The 14,278-nt window shown below is 46.4% G+C and carries 21 protein-coding genes; all 21 read right to left on the minus strand.

Features of this window, described 5'->3' with window-relative positions; genetic code table 11:
* Positions 1–724, minus strand: a 724-nt coding sequence (locus ACFILH_RS05855) for a phage tail protein (protein WP_375667508.1), incomplete at its 3' end; no start/stop codon positions are given.
* Entirely contained in the window at positions 724–1,605 is an 882-nt protein-coding gene (locus ACFILH_RS05860) for a baseplate J/gp47 family protein (protein WP_375631571.1), read from the minus strand. The genes ACFILH_RS05860 and ACFILH_RS05855, both read right to left, overlap by 1 nt.
* Entirely contained in the window at positions 1,598–1,978 is a 381-nt protein-coding gene (locus ACFILH_RS05865; protein ID WP_375613760.1) for a GPW/gp25 family protein, read from the minus strand. The genes ACFILH_RS05860 and ACFILH_RS05865 overlap by 8 nt, the downstream gene beginning before the upstream one ends.
* Positions 1,979–1,981: 3 nt before the next feature.
* Positions 1,982–2,182, minus strand: a complete 201-nt coding sequence (locus tag ACFILH_RS05870) for a hypothetical protein (RefSeq protein WP_375631569.1) — start codon at positions 2,180–2,182, stop codon at positions 1,982–1,984.
* 12 nt (positions 2,183–2,194) lie between these two features.
* Positions 2,195–2,788, minus strand: a complete 594-nt coding sequence (locus ACFILH_RS05875) for a baseplate assembly protein (RefSeq protein WP_375631567.1) — start codon at positions 2,786–2,788, stop codon at positions 2,195–2,197.
* Complete coding sequence (locus tag ACFILH_RS05880; RefSeq protein WP_375631565.1) at positions 2,785–3,306, minus strand: hypothetical protein; 522 nt, start codon at positions 3,304–3,306, stop codon at positions 2,785–2,787. The genes ACFILH_RS05875 and ACFILH_RS05880 overlap by 4 nt, the downstream gene beginning before the upstream one ends.
* Positions 3,303–3,797 carry a phage virion morphogenesis protein gene (locus tag ACFILH_RS05885; RefSeq protein ID WP_375631564.1) on the minus strand — a complete coding sequence of 165 codons (495 nt, stop codon included), beginning with the start codon at positions 3,795–3,797 and terminating at the stop codon, positions 3,303–3,305. Before ACFILH_RS05885 ends, ACFILH_RS05880 begins: the two co-directional genes overlap by 4 nt.
* Before the next feature lies 1 nt (position 3,798).
* Complete coding sequence (locus ACFILH_RS05890) at positions 3,799–4,221, minus strand: gp436 family protein (RefSeq protein ID WP_273790112.1); 423 nt, start codon at positions 4,219–4,221, stop codon at positions 3,799–3,801.
* Between the two features lie 15 nt (positions 4,222–4,236).
* The gene (locus ACFILH_RS05895) at positions 4,237–5,202 is read right to left on the minus strand and encodes a capsid protein (protein WP_375613754.1); all 966 of its coding nucleotides are present in this window, start codon (positions 5,200–5,202) and stop codon (positions 4,237–4,239) included.
* Positions 5,203–5,214: 12 nt separating this feature from the next.
* Positions 5,215–5,556, minus strand: a complete 342-nt coding sequence (locus ACFILH_RS05900) for a hypothetical protein (RefSeq protein WP_375613753.1) — start codon at positions 5,554–5,556, stop codon at positions 5,215–5,217.
* Complete coding sequence (locus ACFILH_RS05905; protein WP_375631560.1) at positions 5,553–6,581, minus strand: phage protease; 1,029 nt, start codon at positions 6,579–6,581, stop codon at positions 5,553–5,555. The genes ACFILH_RS05900 and ACFILH_RS05905 overlap by 4 nt, the downstream gene beginning before the upstream one ends.
* Before the next feature lie 610 nt (positions 6,582–7,191).
* Positions 7,192–8,397, minus strand: coding sequence for a phage minor head protein (locus tag ACFILH_RS05910; protein WP_375654605.1), 1,206 nt, complete (start codon positions 8,395–8,397; stop codon positions 7,192–7,194).
* The gene (locus tag ACFILH_RS05915) at positions 8,390–9,970 is read right to left on the minus strand and encodes a DUF935 domain-containing protein (protein WP_375667509.1); all 1,581 of its coding nucleotides are present in this window, start codon (positions 9,968–9,970) and stop codon (positions 8,390–8,392) included. The genes ACFILH_RS05910 and ACFILH_RS05915 overlap by 8 nt, the downstream gene beginning before the upstream one ends.
* Before the next feature lie 12 nt (positions 9,971–9,982).
* Positions 9,983–11,605: a hypothetical protein gene (locus ACFILH_RS05920; RefSeq protein ID WP_375667511.1), complete on the minus strand. Its 1,623-nt coding sequence runs from the start codon at positions 11,603–11,605 to the stop codon at positions 9,983–9,985.
* Positions 11,598–12,179 (minus strand): phage protein Gp27 family protein, encoded by a 582-nt coding sequence (locus ACFILH_RS05925; RefSeq protein ID WP_375631553.1) that lies wholly within the window; start codon positions 12,177–12,179, stop codon positions 11,598–11,600. Before ACFILH_RS05925 ends, ACFILH_RS05920 begins: the two co-directional genes overlap by 8 nt.
* Positions 12,142–12,498, minus strand: coding sequence for a hypothetical protein (locus ACFILH_RS05930; RefSeq protein ID WP_375612320.1), 357 nt, complete (start codon positions 12,496–12,498; stop codon positions 12,142–12,144). The genes ACFILH_RS05925 and ACFILH_RS05930 overlap by 38 nt, the downstream gene beginning before the upstream one ends.
* Positions 12,495–12,809, minus strand: coding sequence for a DUF2730 family protein (locus ACFILH_RS05935; RefSeq protein ID WP_375607966.1), 315 nt, complete (start codon positions 12,807–12,809; stop codon positions 12,495–12,497). The genes ACFILH_RS05930 and ACFILH_RS05935 overlap by 4 nt, the downstream gene beginning before the upstream one ends.
* Positions 12,806–13,048, minus strand: a complete 243-nt coding sequence (locus ACFILH_RS05940) for a hypothetical protein (protein WP_375646427.1) — start codon at positions 13,046–13,048, stop codon at positions 12,806–12,808. The genes ACFILH_RS05935 and ACFILH_RS05940 overlap by 4 nt, the downstream gene beginning before the upstream one ends.
* Positions 13,014–13,352 carry a hypothetical protein gene (locus tag ACFILH_RS05945; RefSeq protein ID WP_375654600.1) on the minus strand — a complete coding sequence of 113 codons (339 nt, stop codon included), beginning with the start codon at positions 13,350–13,352 and terminating at the stop codon, positions 13,014–13,016. Before ACFILH_RS05945 ends, ACFILH_RS05940 begins: the two co-directional genes overlap by 35 nt.
* The gene (locus tag ACFILH_RS05950; RefSeq protein WP_375631548.1) at positions 13,345–13,632 is read right to left on the minus strand and encodes a hypothetical protein; all 288 of its coding nucleotides are present in this window, start codon (positions 13,630–13,632) and stop codon (positions 13,345–13,347) included. Before ACFILH_RS05950 ends, ACFILH_RS05945 begins: the two co-directional genes overlap by 8 nt.
* Entirely contained in the window at positions 13,629–14,210 is a 582-nt protein-coding gene (locus ACFILH_RS05955; protein ID WP_375667513.1) for a glycoside hydrolase family 19 protein, read from the minus strand. Before ACFILH_RS05955 ends, ACFILH_RS05950 begins: the two co-directional genes overlap by 4 nt.
* Positions 14,211–14,278: the final 68 nt, after the last annotated feature.

The raw sequence follows: 14,278 nt of genomic DNA on the forward strand, positions 1-14,278 counted from the left end.
CTGCCATGAGTATATCGCGTTCATGTTTTTTGACCGAACACCACGGAAAATTTGCCATGTCCCATGGATAATCAATAAGGTCCCAGCTTAACTCTTCATCCCCATCATCTATCCAATTGCCAATAAGCCTGCCTTCTTCTTTTGTGAGGGTATGATTGATTTCTGTTGTGCGTCCAAAGGAAAACAAAGTGTCCCCAGCTGTTAAGCGAACACCGCTTTCATACTCCAACATGCTATCATCAAGGCGTGACATATTGCCTTCCATGGCTTGCACATTATAACCATAGGTCCCACGGCGAAAATCAGAGCGCAAACTTTTGGAAAGGTCGGTAATCGCTTCAATGGCTTCAAGGCTTTTGCGTTCAGGCAACTGATCAAAATCAAGTTGAAAGGAATTCCACCATGCTCGCCCCGTCCAGGCGGGTTGAAAGCGTGCCGAAATCCCTAGCCATTCAAGCCCCATCTCTATTGCCGCAAGGGAGCCGCGAATATTTTGCCATGCAAGACCCTGATCAATTAAATCATAAAGGTTAGAGAAATAAGGGTTTAATTCTTGTAAGCCATATTCGTCTATTAAAAAGGGCAACCAAGAAGGCGGACGCGTGATAAATTTCGCGCGAGGTATTTCTTCGAGTGCAGTTTTAACGTGAGGATCAACAGCCATTGCGTCAGCAAGACAACGTTCAAACAAGCTCGAATTCGGGGGCAAAAGTGAGGAAAGCATCAATAAGCACGCCCCCGTTCAAACAAAACAATATCCCCTAGTGCGACTGCTTCATCAGGTGCGACCAAAATATCCTCAAAAGGTTGCGTTATGTTCACATGGTGAACGCCCTCAACCATCAAGCGGCTTAGTATCCAACTTAAAGACAAATCACGCCCAAGCCTTTGCGCACGCGCCCATTCTGCTCTTAATTTCTGCTCCGCTCTTTCCAAAACAAAGGAGCCTTCATCCGGTAACAACCAAAAATCAGCAGAAACATTGATCATCCGCTGTACCGCGCTTTTCACAAGGATGTGGTCATTGGTCATTTTAACATGGGGGGCATCAAGGGCTGCTTGCACCTTTGCAATTAAAGCCTCATCAGCCACCCCTGAAGGAGCGTCACTAAAAAGCGCAACATGAATAAGCGGACTTTTACCCTCACGATAAACAAAAGCATCTTTGACATGGATATCGCTTGAGAGGGCAAAATATTGGTAACGTGGCGCTGTGCCACCTGTGGAATGTCCTTGTCTATTCAAACGAATGCGGCGGCGCAAACGCTCATCATCTTCATCCAAAAGGCGCGTGACCCCATGAAAATCCCCCAAATGATCTAAACTTGTTCCATGGGCAAATGTGAGTAAATTATCCCGCGCTACTTCATTAATTCGCTGGCGCAATAGCAACTCTTCATAAGCCGCCGCTTGCAATTGAATGACAACCGGATCATAAGCCGTCTTTTCCACATTATAAGGAATATGATGCGCTGCAAAAAGCTCAGTCAAACGCGTGATCTTTTGCTCTAAAATTGCTTCAACAGAAAGCTCTTCAATAATTTGTGGCAGAGGGAGTTGTGGAGGGGGAATCTGTGAAAAGGATAAAGGTTCAAACTCAGTCATCACCAACCTCTAAATTGATGCTCATTGGCTCTTGGTGTGACCAATCCCCCAAATGCCCATTGGGATAAAAAACACCCGTTAAAACAAAATGGAACGTGCCTTCACGCGTTGCTTTTGTCAGATCAATCCTCTGCAACGAGAACCCAGGCTCTCCACACTCTGGATCATCGAGTGCTTCAACAATTGCTTGATAAAGCTGCATCATCGTCGCAGGATCAGCATTGGCATCTTGGAATGCTCCAACATCACATCCATAATGACGACGCAAAACCCGTGTCCCAATTCTTGTCGTCAGACATTTACGAAGTGACTGTTGACAATGCGCAAAGCCATATAAAAGAGAGCCATCCTTTTCGCTCATCCCGCACCGCATGCTTTAAGCTCCTTTACTTGTCTTTGTGGTAGAAACAGTTGGGGCCGCCGCAACAACAGGGGCTGGTTTTTCAGCGATCTGACCAAGCAGCAACGGATATTTAGCCTCTTCCTCACTTAAACAAATTTCTTCACCTTTGCCCAGTGAACGCTTGCCTGCAACAAAATCGGCATTGGTTAAAATAACATAAATGTTCTCACGCATGATAAAACTCCTTTAAAGAGGGGAAGAGGTTGTGGAGGGACCCATTTTGACCCCACCGTGTTTGTGGCTTGCGCCAACAGATTTTTGATTATGCTGCAAATCTTCTGCTTGAATCCGCACACTACCCGTTAATTCAACACGGGTTGCTTGATGAGAAAGCACCAAACCTTTTTCACTCAAATGGATTTGGTTTTCCCCATGGGAGAGAATAAGTTCATCTTTTGTCATTCGCAAAGCGCCACCGGCATAACAGAGCGCCAACTCTTGGAAAGAGCGTGCGGGATTAGGTGCATCCTCACTATAACTATCGCGCACCACCAGAGAGGCAGAACCAATTTCGCCATGGGGATTTAATAACCGCACCGGATCACCAACATGGAGGGGCATATTGCTTGAGAGAGCGCCAGAAGCTTCTTGCGCTTGTAGCCAAGGCGATAAAACTGCTTGTCCATTAGAACCCTGTTCGGAAAGTTTCACCCGCACCCTATGGCCATCAACTTGCACAACCCGCCCAATCATGTGCTGGTTGGCAAGACAGCGTTCAAGCGCATCAAGACGCTTCATTATTTGTCGCAAGGTGTCACTCAACAAATGCGCATCATTCATGGCAACACCTCATCATCACATGAAATCAAACCACTTTTGAGTTGTCCTTCATCACAAAAAATATCCTGTCCCAACTGATGCAAATCTTGGTGCCATTCCACCACGCTTATCGATACACCACGCTGCTTAATCGCCGCGGAAATAATCGGTTCAATCTGGACATCACGCGGGGCACTCAAATGCGTTAGCCCCCACAATTGCCCGCTATGGCATAAAACCGCAATGGCTTCTGCTAAAAGCCAACTGGAAACATCACGCTCTTTACCAGTGGTAATAATAAAAGCCCCTAAATGAAGATCAGCACTCATCTGTCCACTTGCTACAGGATTCAAACGGCTTTCTAACACCGCAACCCGTATTGCTGGAGCCACCAGCATCTGTGTTTCAAGTTCTTCTAAATTAAAACGTCCAAATTGACAGCCGCAATCACGCACATCCGGCAAAGCGCCTTTAAGGCTCCTTATCACCGCTTCACGAAACTGATTAATGCGCCCTGCTTGTGTGATCGTTTGGTTCATGAAAAGACCCTTTCCAGCCAGTCTTCTGTCGCTTTGACAATTTCCACTTTATTGTGCTCTGAAAGCCCCAAATAAGGGCGTGCCGGCATAGTCACTTGATGCACACAAACAAAGCGGTGTGCATTACCGCTTTTAAGAAAAAAGCGCAGTGTCTTGCCATTTTTCGGGCGAATAACCCCACCCAATTGATGAATCCGCGCATAAACCAACCCAGAGCCCACAATCACCTGTTCTGGTGAAGCTTTCATATCAATGGAGCGTGAAAGCGCCCCACTGGCATAAAGAATGGAGGTGCGGGCATAATTGTTTTTCCACTTCTCTCCTTGGGCAGAATTTTTTTCGCTTTGAATCCGCCGCCTTGTGCTTTCTTGGATGAGACGCCCAACCCCTTGTGCCAAAGTCCCCATCGAGCTATCAGCGCCCTTTTGCAAAAAGGATAAAGCCGCTTCAAGCCCTGTCTCTTTAATCTCAATATGGGTTGCAACAGACATGTTACCTTCCCATCAAACGCGGCTTGGCATGAAAAAAAGCCCCATCACGAACCGGTCCATCTTCGCTCATAATTTTAGGTTCATCTATGCCTAAACCCGCTTTGCCTTCGGCAATACGTTTCAGCAAATCAACCGCCTGTTTGTAACGATCTTCAATGGTCGTGGTCAGCGCCGTATGGCGTATGGCTAAATTATAAACAGCAATATTGACACAGATCATACCCAGAGCCGCCGGCTGTCCAGCAATGGGGACGCAGTAGCGATGAGACAAATGCACATCAATCTCACCACTTGCCTGTTCGAGCGCGCGGGCAATGGCTTGCTCTGAAAAAACTGGATCAGAGTTCTCATCCATCCCACACAAATCATCCAAGAAGTCATCACCCCAGAGCTCTTCAATCAATGTTTTGCTTGCATAAGCCATGTTTAAAAGTTTCCCTTAGACAACTTCTTGCAACAAAACACCGGCATCTTTTGCGGCAACCAATTCACACACACGTTCCCCCACACGCACCCGTTTACCACCCGACAAGCCGATATCTGGATCTTGGATCACTCCAGACAAACGCTCGCCCAACTGGGCGCTAAAGCCCCAACTGATCACCGAACCATCTGCCTGTTGTTTGGTAGGGTCAATATAAAGCAGTGCAATCTTATTGCCCCACACGCGTGCCAATTGTGCCGAACGCCCTTTACGTGCCAAATTCACTTGCGATTCACCAATGAGTAAACGATCGGGGTGTATTTCCATCAGATCAGCAAATTGCGCCTTGGTGACAAAACCATCAGCAGTGCCACCCCCTTTAACGGCTTTAATGATTTTGGGATGACGTTTGAGTTTTGACCAAACAACTTTGCCCATCACAATGGTGTTGGGCGTATAGACGAGACTTTTATCCATCGCCTCATCTAAAGTGGCATAAGGGTCAGATTTCTCATAATCGCTAAATTTATTTTCACCCTTAAGCGTAATCACCCGCTCTGGTGCGTAATTTTCACTTCTTTGCACAAGAGCTGCCACACGCACTTCACGCCCCAATTCTAGCAAATTGGCAAGTCCCTCTACAGCTGTCTTTTCGGGGTTATAACGAGAGCGCTTTTCTGCCCGTGCCCGTGCCGCTGCTTCAATATCTGAATTGGGGATGAGATCATCAAGTCCGTAATCTTTGACACTGGCTTCCCGTTCAAAGGCAGAAAATTCCACCACATTCGGGCGCCCTTTTCGCCCAACCTCAAGTTCAGGCACGGTAAAATTTTCTGCTAAAGGAAATTCACTATATTTAAACACCTCACTTAAAACACAAACGCGTGGCAAAACTCTATCGCCAATAAGAGAACCTGCTGGATTGCGATAACCAATAGCAATAGCGGTGAGTGTTGGATCAATGGGAAAAGGTCTGTTCATTTTATGCCTCGATTAATTAATTTTAAAAGAAATAACATCACCAGCAGAACCATCACTCATGGCAATACCAATGGTGCGATCTGCGGCTTCCGCTTTAATGGCGTGTCCTTTGGGGTCAGAGGTCAAAAAATCACCAAAGGAAACATTGCCTCCACAAACCACTTCGCCCCAACCACATTGGCCAACATCAATCATCTCACCAGCCTTTGCACTCAATGACCCAGCAGTCCCTAATAATTTATCACCCTTACCAGAAGCCGTTGCCACCATTCCGTCACCGCGCGCTGCAACAATGCAATAAGGTGAAATCACATCTCCAGCGCGAAAAGATTTAATCAAAATCATCGTACTCATAATGGGCGCTCCTTTTGCTCGCTAATATACTCAACCGCTTGGCTAATGGTGATGTCGAAGCCTTTTTGCTTCTGCTCTTCCTGATAATGGCGTGCCGCAAGGGCAACCTCTTCTGGAGCAAGCTTTGGTTCTTGCGCTAAGGCACACACTTCTAAAGGGCTTGTTGAGGCAAGCGCCGGCAACTTCTCGACCAAACTTTTAAAATGCTCCATCCCCCCTTCAAGGCTACAGAGCGCACGATATTCCTCGCGAGCAGCCGGCAAAATCTTGCCCTCTTCAATGGTCTTATCTAAAAGACTCTCAATGGCACTGTTTTTTTGCTCTTCTTGCAAAAGCGCTAAATCTTCTCGCGCTTTTGTTAATTGGGCATTTAATTCCACGCGTTCCTTTTCGCGCGCTTTAAGCGTTGCTAAAACCTCATCCGCTTTAGCATCTTCTGCCAGCGATAGTGCACTGGCAATGGCTGTCAAATCCATCATTTTCTCCGTCAAAGTTATAGGGGAAGGCTGTTCACGGCTTAAAGCCGTCATGACAAGGGCTGGACGGTTCACCAAACCAGCACCTGCTAAATTCAAAATTTCACCTTTCTTGGAATGGCGAAACTCAGGCGAAAGATAGCGATATTCTCGGGCAACAATCTTTTTGGTAGCCATATCGGTCCATTTAACACGCCCCCAAATCGCACCATCCCGCTCTGCTAATTCTTCAATCCAGCCACTGGCAGGTGCTTCTAAACCATTTCTCGCACGGTGATGTTGCCCATGCTCATAATCAATCACAAGCGGTCCTTTATTGGCTGCAAAGGCTTTTAAAATAGTTTGCGGGTTATAATGCCATTGTCGTCCATCACGTGCCTTCACATGGGGCGCTTTGGGCAAAAGCTCTACCCATTCAGGCGCTTGGCTAACGGTGGCGTCTTCACATGAAATGTCTTGGCATAAAACGTCTGGACAGAGATCTATTAACGCAGCATGAAATGTTTCTGCATCCCCATCTTTTTGATCTTCGTGAAATTCCTGTTCCATACATTGCCTATTGCTTTACAATTGTCATTGGCAATACAATGCATGAAACTTACTCCCACCATAAGTCTGACACTGTCAGTCAAAAGAGCATTTCTCAAAAAAGCACTCTTTTCCCTATTCTTCTCCTTGTGAGAGAAACCCCCGTGCCAAACCATCCCATAAAATCGTTTTCAAAGGCACTTCAAAGACGATAGAGCGCCGTTGTGAAGTGAGAGGTACAATTTATCGCCTTATACAAAAAAAGCCTCTCTCAAGCCGTTTTTTTTAAAAATTGCTTTTTGGCTTAAAAACATTATATCATTGGAGGTAAGGCGTGAGCCAGTTTTGCCAGGACGGTTTTACCGGATCTGCGAGGAGTTGACCGCCCTCCACGCCTTCTCATTTTCTCACGCATCGACTCTCTTCACAAAAGCCAACATGGTTTTTCTCAAGTCGTTTTTTTTAAGATTGCTTTTAAACTTTTAAACTGTTACTTCTATCCACGAGGCGTGAGCCAGTTATACCAGGACGGTTTTACCGGATCTGCGAGGAGTTGACCGCCCTCCACGCCTTCTCTTTTTCCTCGCCTCTTTTCCGTTAAGAACACAAGACTTTCTTCCTGTTGTTCTCTTTACAACAACCTCTCGCCCTTTTTTTCAGCCGCATCCAATAAGCGTCCAATTTCTCTAGAGCTTTTTTTATGCATGGAGGTCAACCACCATTCTTGTTTGCTTGCCACAAATTTAACCGCTAAGCGCCACCATACCCCATCATTTTCACCCAAAAACACAACGCTCGGTACACCTTTTCGCCTGATAATTCCATGGGGGCGAATGAGTGTTTGAATGGCGCCTCGAAAATCATCCAAGCGAAGATCACGCGCTTGATGCTCTAACAAAATATGTTTCACACTGTCTGCGGATAAGCGAATAAGAGAATTTTCCGCTGCAAAAACATCACCCACCTTTTGTGGTATCGGTGCAATGGGTATAAACCCGCGAGGCATCCGTCCTTCAAACATGGCTTCCAAAAGTGGTGAACCCACAATATCTTCAATGGCAATGCGTTTGTCATTGTCCCCCATCACAGAGACTTTATCACTCAAAAAACGGCTTAAATTTTGCGCCCGATGTTTCCCAGGATTAGAATGCCAACCAGGATCAATCCCCTTTGGTATCTTCTCAACTTTCCCCGTTCGCTTATTGTGCCAAACCTGCTTTTCAACATGAAGTGGCTCTGCCCCCTCTTCATAGCCTAAATCTTCTGCTTCATAACGGCTTACCTGTCGCACACTGCATTTACACCGCCAACCATTGGGCGGATAAAGCCAATCCCAAACCGGATCATCAACAGGTGCTGTAAACCCCACCCAACTTTCATGTTCTAAACGCTTATGTTCTGAACTTGACAAAGCATAGGTGAGATAGGGCAAAAATTCTTTATTATTTTGTGTGCGCTCCCACTCACCTGCCGCATGCGCACTCATGGTATTGGCCCAATAGACCGTTTCTAAACGCCGTGGGCTGCCCAATTGTACCACGCTATTTTCACCAGTTTTGGGGTCAATGGCAGTCTTTTTACCCCACCAACCCTTTTCCTGTAAAATCGGCATCAAATTTTTTTGAAAATCTTGAAAAGGAACTTGATGCTTTATGGCTTCTCCAACCGCTCGCTTAAAATCCTCCAAAATATCATAGCCTAGCGATTTTGCCACCGTAAAGGAAAAGGCATGTTCTTCTGGTGCTATATCACGCCAATCAAAGCTTGGAACAAGTGCCTTGGCTTCAAAATAACGGGTGACCTCTTTAGGGGCGGTTTTAAAAAGTTCCTCATCCATGATACCCAAGCCCACGTGCAATCATTTGTACTTTTGCCAAGCGCGCTGCTAATGCGTGATGATCCATCTCACCCAATAATTCATCTAAGCCTTTTAGGATATCCTCATAACTTGTTGCTTCTCTCACAAGCTTTTTAAAAGGCTCTAAAAGGGGTTCTAAGTCCTCTTCCCAGTCGCTTAAAGCTTCTTGTGAAAGCCGGTCCAATTCGTCGTGATGTTTCCCACCCTTCTCTTTTGCACCCTTGCTCTCTCTTGTCACAGAAACATCAAAAACACCTCCACAATCAGCACAAACATGAGCCTTTTCTCCCCTCTCATCATCAAGCGCATTATCAGGAGCCTTTAAAACATCCTCTTCCTTTTTTGGTTGCGAAAAACCAATCTTATTGCGCACTTCTTGCGCCCCAACACGCAAACCTAAAGGCACAAGTTTTTCCAGCGCATCACTAATCGCTTTAATGTCTTCATTTTCCGAAATCGGCCAATAGACAAGGGGAGCGCGCTCTTGGCGCCCAAAATTAATCTCAACAAAGGGCACAATTAAATCACGATTAGCCGTTAAAGCTAATTGGCGTGCATCAGCTCTGGCAATATCATGGCGCACATTTTCATGAATGCGCGCTTGCGAAAAAGACGCACCATCATCCGTCGTCATGGTTTGCCCCAACACACCTTTAGAAATTTGTCGATCTAAATATTCCGCCTTAGAAGCAAACACCGCATTGCCACTGCCCCCTGCCGCTTCAATAAATTCAATCTCCATTTCTTTGGGAATAATCGCTGCCGCATCACTGGATAAATCACGCACCGCTTGAATGAGAACCCGCCGTTCCTCATGAGAAGAGCTTGCCCCATATTTACCCACACGCAAAGGCATGCCATAAACTTCTAAAAATGCCATCCAATCTTTTAAGGTATAAGATTTAAACAAAAAAGCCCAAGCTGCAAGCCGCGCAAGCCCAGAACGAATAGGCAAACCGCTTTTCAACTTGGGTCTGTGAATAGAAAATTTATAAGCAGGCAATTCACTTCCATTAAAAGACCCCTCTTCTTTTAAACGCAAATGAAAACCATCCCGTCGATCCAATTGAAAAAACCGCTGGTCACGCCATTTCCAAGCAACCGGCCACCATTCCTTGGCACTCTTGTCCCACAAAGTTTCAACAACCGCATAGCCTTTTCCCAAAGCATCTAACAAATCCGTGACATAATCATCAACAAAGGTAGGCGCACTAATCACTTCCCGCACCGCATCTGCTATCTTTTTGTCCTGTGCACTGTTGCTTGCGGCAATCACTCCAGGCTCCACCCCTGTAAGGGCATTTTTACGCATGCCAAGCACAGCACGATAATGCAAATCACGCTCTTCCATATCATCGGCAAGTTGAAAAAACTGCTCTGGATGCCCCTGTGCTGCCTGTTGCAAAATATCAGCAAGTTGCGCAGGGGTCAGACCACTGACAATGGTTTGTGACCATACATCACGAACACCGCCAACGGTAGGGCTTGCAACTTCTCGCTCCAACCCTTTGATATTAAGCGCCCTGCCCCACTGATCTAAAAGTTTTACCATCTCATCATCCCATCAATAAATCTTTGATCGCATTGTTGAAAAAAAAGGCGTTGAAAAGAGCGAGCTTTCATCAAAACGATAAGCCTCTCTCACAGGTGTATAATCATAAATTTCAGGAGTTTGGCGGCTGGCAAAATAAGCCAAAGCGCAAGCAATCGCGCTATCACCATGGCGCATAAAACCATCACTGCCTTTAAAACGATGATTGTCTGGAATTTTCACAATGCCATTGACATAAGCAAGCGCTTGATGATCGGCAACAATGTCACTATCGCGCGGCAAAACAATCGTCCCATCCCCAAAAGCTTCTAAATAAGCCGGCATTTCCTTGCCATACCAACTTTGTGACAAGGGCACTTCCTTCACAAGAGCTCCATAACGCTGCGCCGCTTTTTCGGCTAAATAAGCCCCATTGCCCCGCGCATCTAACGCGCCGCCCATCAAACGCGGCAAACCATTCACCCCATAAAATAAAATCTCTCTTTGTTGATCAAACGGCGTATTGCGCAATTCCACCATAAACCGGACACGGCGCACCAAATCTTGTCCCACCTCCATCACCACAATCGATGTCGCATCGCCCGATCTGGCAAAATCAACACCAAAAACATGTTGGCGCCGCCGGTCAAGCCCAATATGAAGAGGTTTTATATGTTTCTCACACCAAGCAAAAGCAGCAACACTTCGTTGATGTTCCGATTGATTTTTAAAATCATCCACACAAGCAAAACGCAACACCGCAATACCTGGTGCGCAACAATTTTCAATCTGTAAGCGTGTTAAAGCAGCCCCTTCTTGATCAGCTGGTATGGCATCTAATTCTTGCCGCATCGCACTCAAACGTATCCCATAAGACGCGCGAATTTGATCTTCCCATTGTTGCTCAGAAATTCGACTCCACACCTCCCCCTTCATGGCACAAACACGTTTAAACAAGCCATTTTTAACAGCAACACCAAAGGGGTAACAATGCACCGAAAAAGGAACCTTACCTGCTCGCGCCTCACGGATCAGTTCATTGAAAGGATTGAGCACACCATTATGGGTGGAGATCACACGGATTTTTCCTCCCCAAATGAGCAAAGCATTGACAGCATCCAAAACAGAGCGCACATCTTGATGAAACGCCGCCTCGTCAATCACCACAATGCCCTGTAGTCCGCGAATATTTTCAGGGCGGCTAGAAAGCGCCTCAACCCGAAACCCCGAAGCAAAACGCACCCGATAAGCAGAGATATATTTCGTTGAACCATCCGCCCTTTGATCAGAGAATAAAAATTCCTCAACATCCCCACTATGGCTCGTAATTGCCGAAGCAAAATTGCTCACATAGCCAATAAATTCCCGCCCCTTGTCTTTGGTGTCACCAATATAAAAAACATTATCGCCCCTCGCTTCACGTGCCGCCGCTGCAATCAGTGTATCATCCAAAGCTTCTGCAAAAGTAATGCCGGTCCGCCGCCCCTTTTCCACCAGTTTTAATGGGGACTTATCTTCAATCCATGCCCGTTGATGCGCCATCAAAACGCCTTCCGCTAAGGGATCACTCTCTTTGGGAAAAGTACTTTTCCGCCAAATATCAAAACCACTTTGATGATCAAAGACATGACTTTTTGAAAAGGGCTGTTCAGCCATGTTTTACCCCCAACACCTGCGCACGAATAGCTCGCGCTGTTTCTTCTGAGAGCCCCGCCGCTGCTGCTGCTGCGTCAACCGCTTTGCTTGCTTTGCTGGTAAAATCCTTCTCTAATCTTTGCCGTCTGGTGGTCGACAAATGTTCAGCCGCCAACACGCCTTTAAGCGCATTGGCCAATTCTTGTGCTGCCTTTGGCGAAAGGTTTTTCCCACTGCTCAACGTTGAAAAAATCAACTCCTTAATCGCTGCTGCCGTCAAAAGAGTGATATTATCAGAAGCTTTAGCATCAAAGCGCTTGGAGAGGCTTGCTGCAATTTCTCTTGTCTGTTCTAGGCGCCGTGACATCACGGCTAGCCGCAAAGAATAACGATTAAAACTGGAAAAAGAGGGAATAGAAAAGCTGAGACCCGTTTCCTTTCGTAAAGCCTTCAAAGCCGCTTTAAACTCACCATAAATAGCCATTTGTGTCTTCTCACGCCCATTTAAAGCCTCAGCAGCAGCAGCAATAATTTGATCACAAGCTTGCGGCAATAAATCAATCGCCGTTAAACGTCCACGCCCGACCTTGCGCATCCTTCACCTCGTCTTTTATTGATGAACGTTTAGGCCGCTTAATCCCCTCAATGGAAAAGCTCCGGTCTAAATGACGCGCTCCCCGTTCTGTTAACGCCGCAAGAAAAACTGAACCCACACATTTTAAAGTAACAGCACCTTGATCTTCCATCCATGCCAGTTCATTATGCACAAAATCGCGATCGCGTCTGATGCCATAACTGTATAAAAGCCGCTCAATCATCGCACTCGATAAAGTTTCGCTGCGCTCACAAGCAAGCCCTTTTAAAATAATCAACCGCGCTTCTTCACGGATGATTTTATCCATATCTGCTTTCATTTCTTGGCATTCTCCAACAAAAACTCTTGCAAGCGCTCACCAATGGCTGCCACCGGTTGTAATTGTGCAGAAAGCGTGTTGAGACGACCATTCAATTTCTCCATATTCACTTCCAATCTTTGCAGCGCATCACGATCAGGTAAAAAGTCCATCTCTGTTTCTAACTTTTGCACACGCTCTTTAAGCGCCGTGATATCTTTCAGCATTTCCCGCGCACCTGAAGAAAAATAGGCTCTCAAAACCCCACAAATCGCAATAACCGATAACAATAAAGACAACCAGCCATTGGCAACACTGATATCCAAATTCACTTAAAAGTCCCCTCTCTTTTGCCTAAAATCGCCCGCTCCGCAGCTTTTCTGCGCTGTTCACAAATCAATAAAGCAGCACGATCACGCCCCCAATAATGCACCACTTCGCGCGCATTCAAAGCACGCTCTGGCAATAAAGCTGGGCGGGCACACGCCATGCGAACAACAGGCGGCAACTCAACCGATAAAAAATGATAAGAAAGGCTACCCACCGGCTTGTGTGTTGAGCAAGCGCACACGCTCAAGCCCAATGCCACCGCCAGTAACCGGCAACTTCTCATTGACTTCCTCCATTTTCACAAGCTTTTGTTCCAAAGCCGAAATCACCCCTTGCGCTTGATGCTCAGCTTCCAACGCTGCTTGTCTTTGTCGCTCTTGTACAAGCAGTGCACGTGCTGAAGCCTTGGCAATCTCCAACTGCCAATACAAATCACGCGCCTTTTCCGCCTTTAAAATTTGCGCTTTCATAAAGCCAAAAGTCGCCAACATCACACTGACCAAAAAAAGCAGACCAAAAGACAGTTTTGAAACAGGGCTAAACATTGCTTTTATCTCCCCACCTCGTTATCTCCACCCCATCATAGGAGCGGCTATGCCGCTTATGGGAATGCTTCCTATTGGAAAAATCCAACGAGCCAAAGCCACGATGCACCCCCAGATTGCCAACAATAATCGCCACCATCGAAGGAATAGAAATGCTCGCCATATCAACAATATGCGGAGCCCCCCACAAACCACCAGAAACGAGCAAAAAAATAACCCCCCAAGCAAACCAAAAGGACCACCATAAATAGAGCCTAGAACCACGATAAGAAGGTTTCATGCCTTTACCTCGCCTCCAAGTCCCAAAAGCTTTTTGGCGCGGTTTAAATAGGTCAAACGTTGCACAAGTCCATTCTTGCCCCCATTGATCGCCTTGGTAATCCTCACGACATCATCTTGATCAGCCAGCCTATTCAAGCCTTTCATTTGCCAAAACCAAACAGCAGACCAAAGCGCTGCTGGAAACTTTTCCAGCTCTTGCGGAAATGCTTCACAATCAACCGCTTGTTCATCGACTAAGCGCCAAAACTTCGTAAAACGACGATAATTATTTCGCCCCGTCAACTGGATCAAACCACGCCCCTTAAAGTGCACCCCATCCCCAGGGTTGACATTGCCTAAATCACGCCGCCCCTCATAAGCGCGCCCTGAGGCATATTCACAAACGGTAAAAAAGCCATCACTCTCATGGGCACATTGGCTTAAAAAATGCGCAACACGCAATGGTGTCGTGATCGCACCATAAGACAAAGCTTCAGGCAACACACGTGCCATTTCAACAATAATAAAATCTTGGCGCGCATGATGCGCCAATTTAGGCGCAAGGCGATGAAGAAAAGAGGCATCTATTGAAACCATAACAAACCACTCAATGAATAAAAATCCATTCGCAGTTTATCGGGTCTCACTCCCCCAATATAAGCCTG

Source organism: Bartonella sp. CL435QHHD, from assembly GCF_042195095.1.
Lineage (GTDB): Bacteria > Pseudomonadota > Alphaproteobacteria > Rhizobiales > Rhizobiaceae > Bartonella.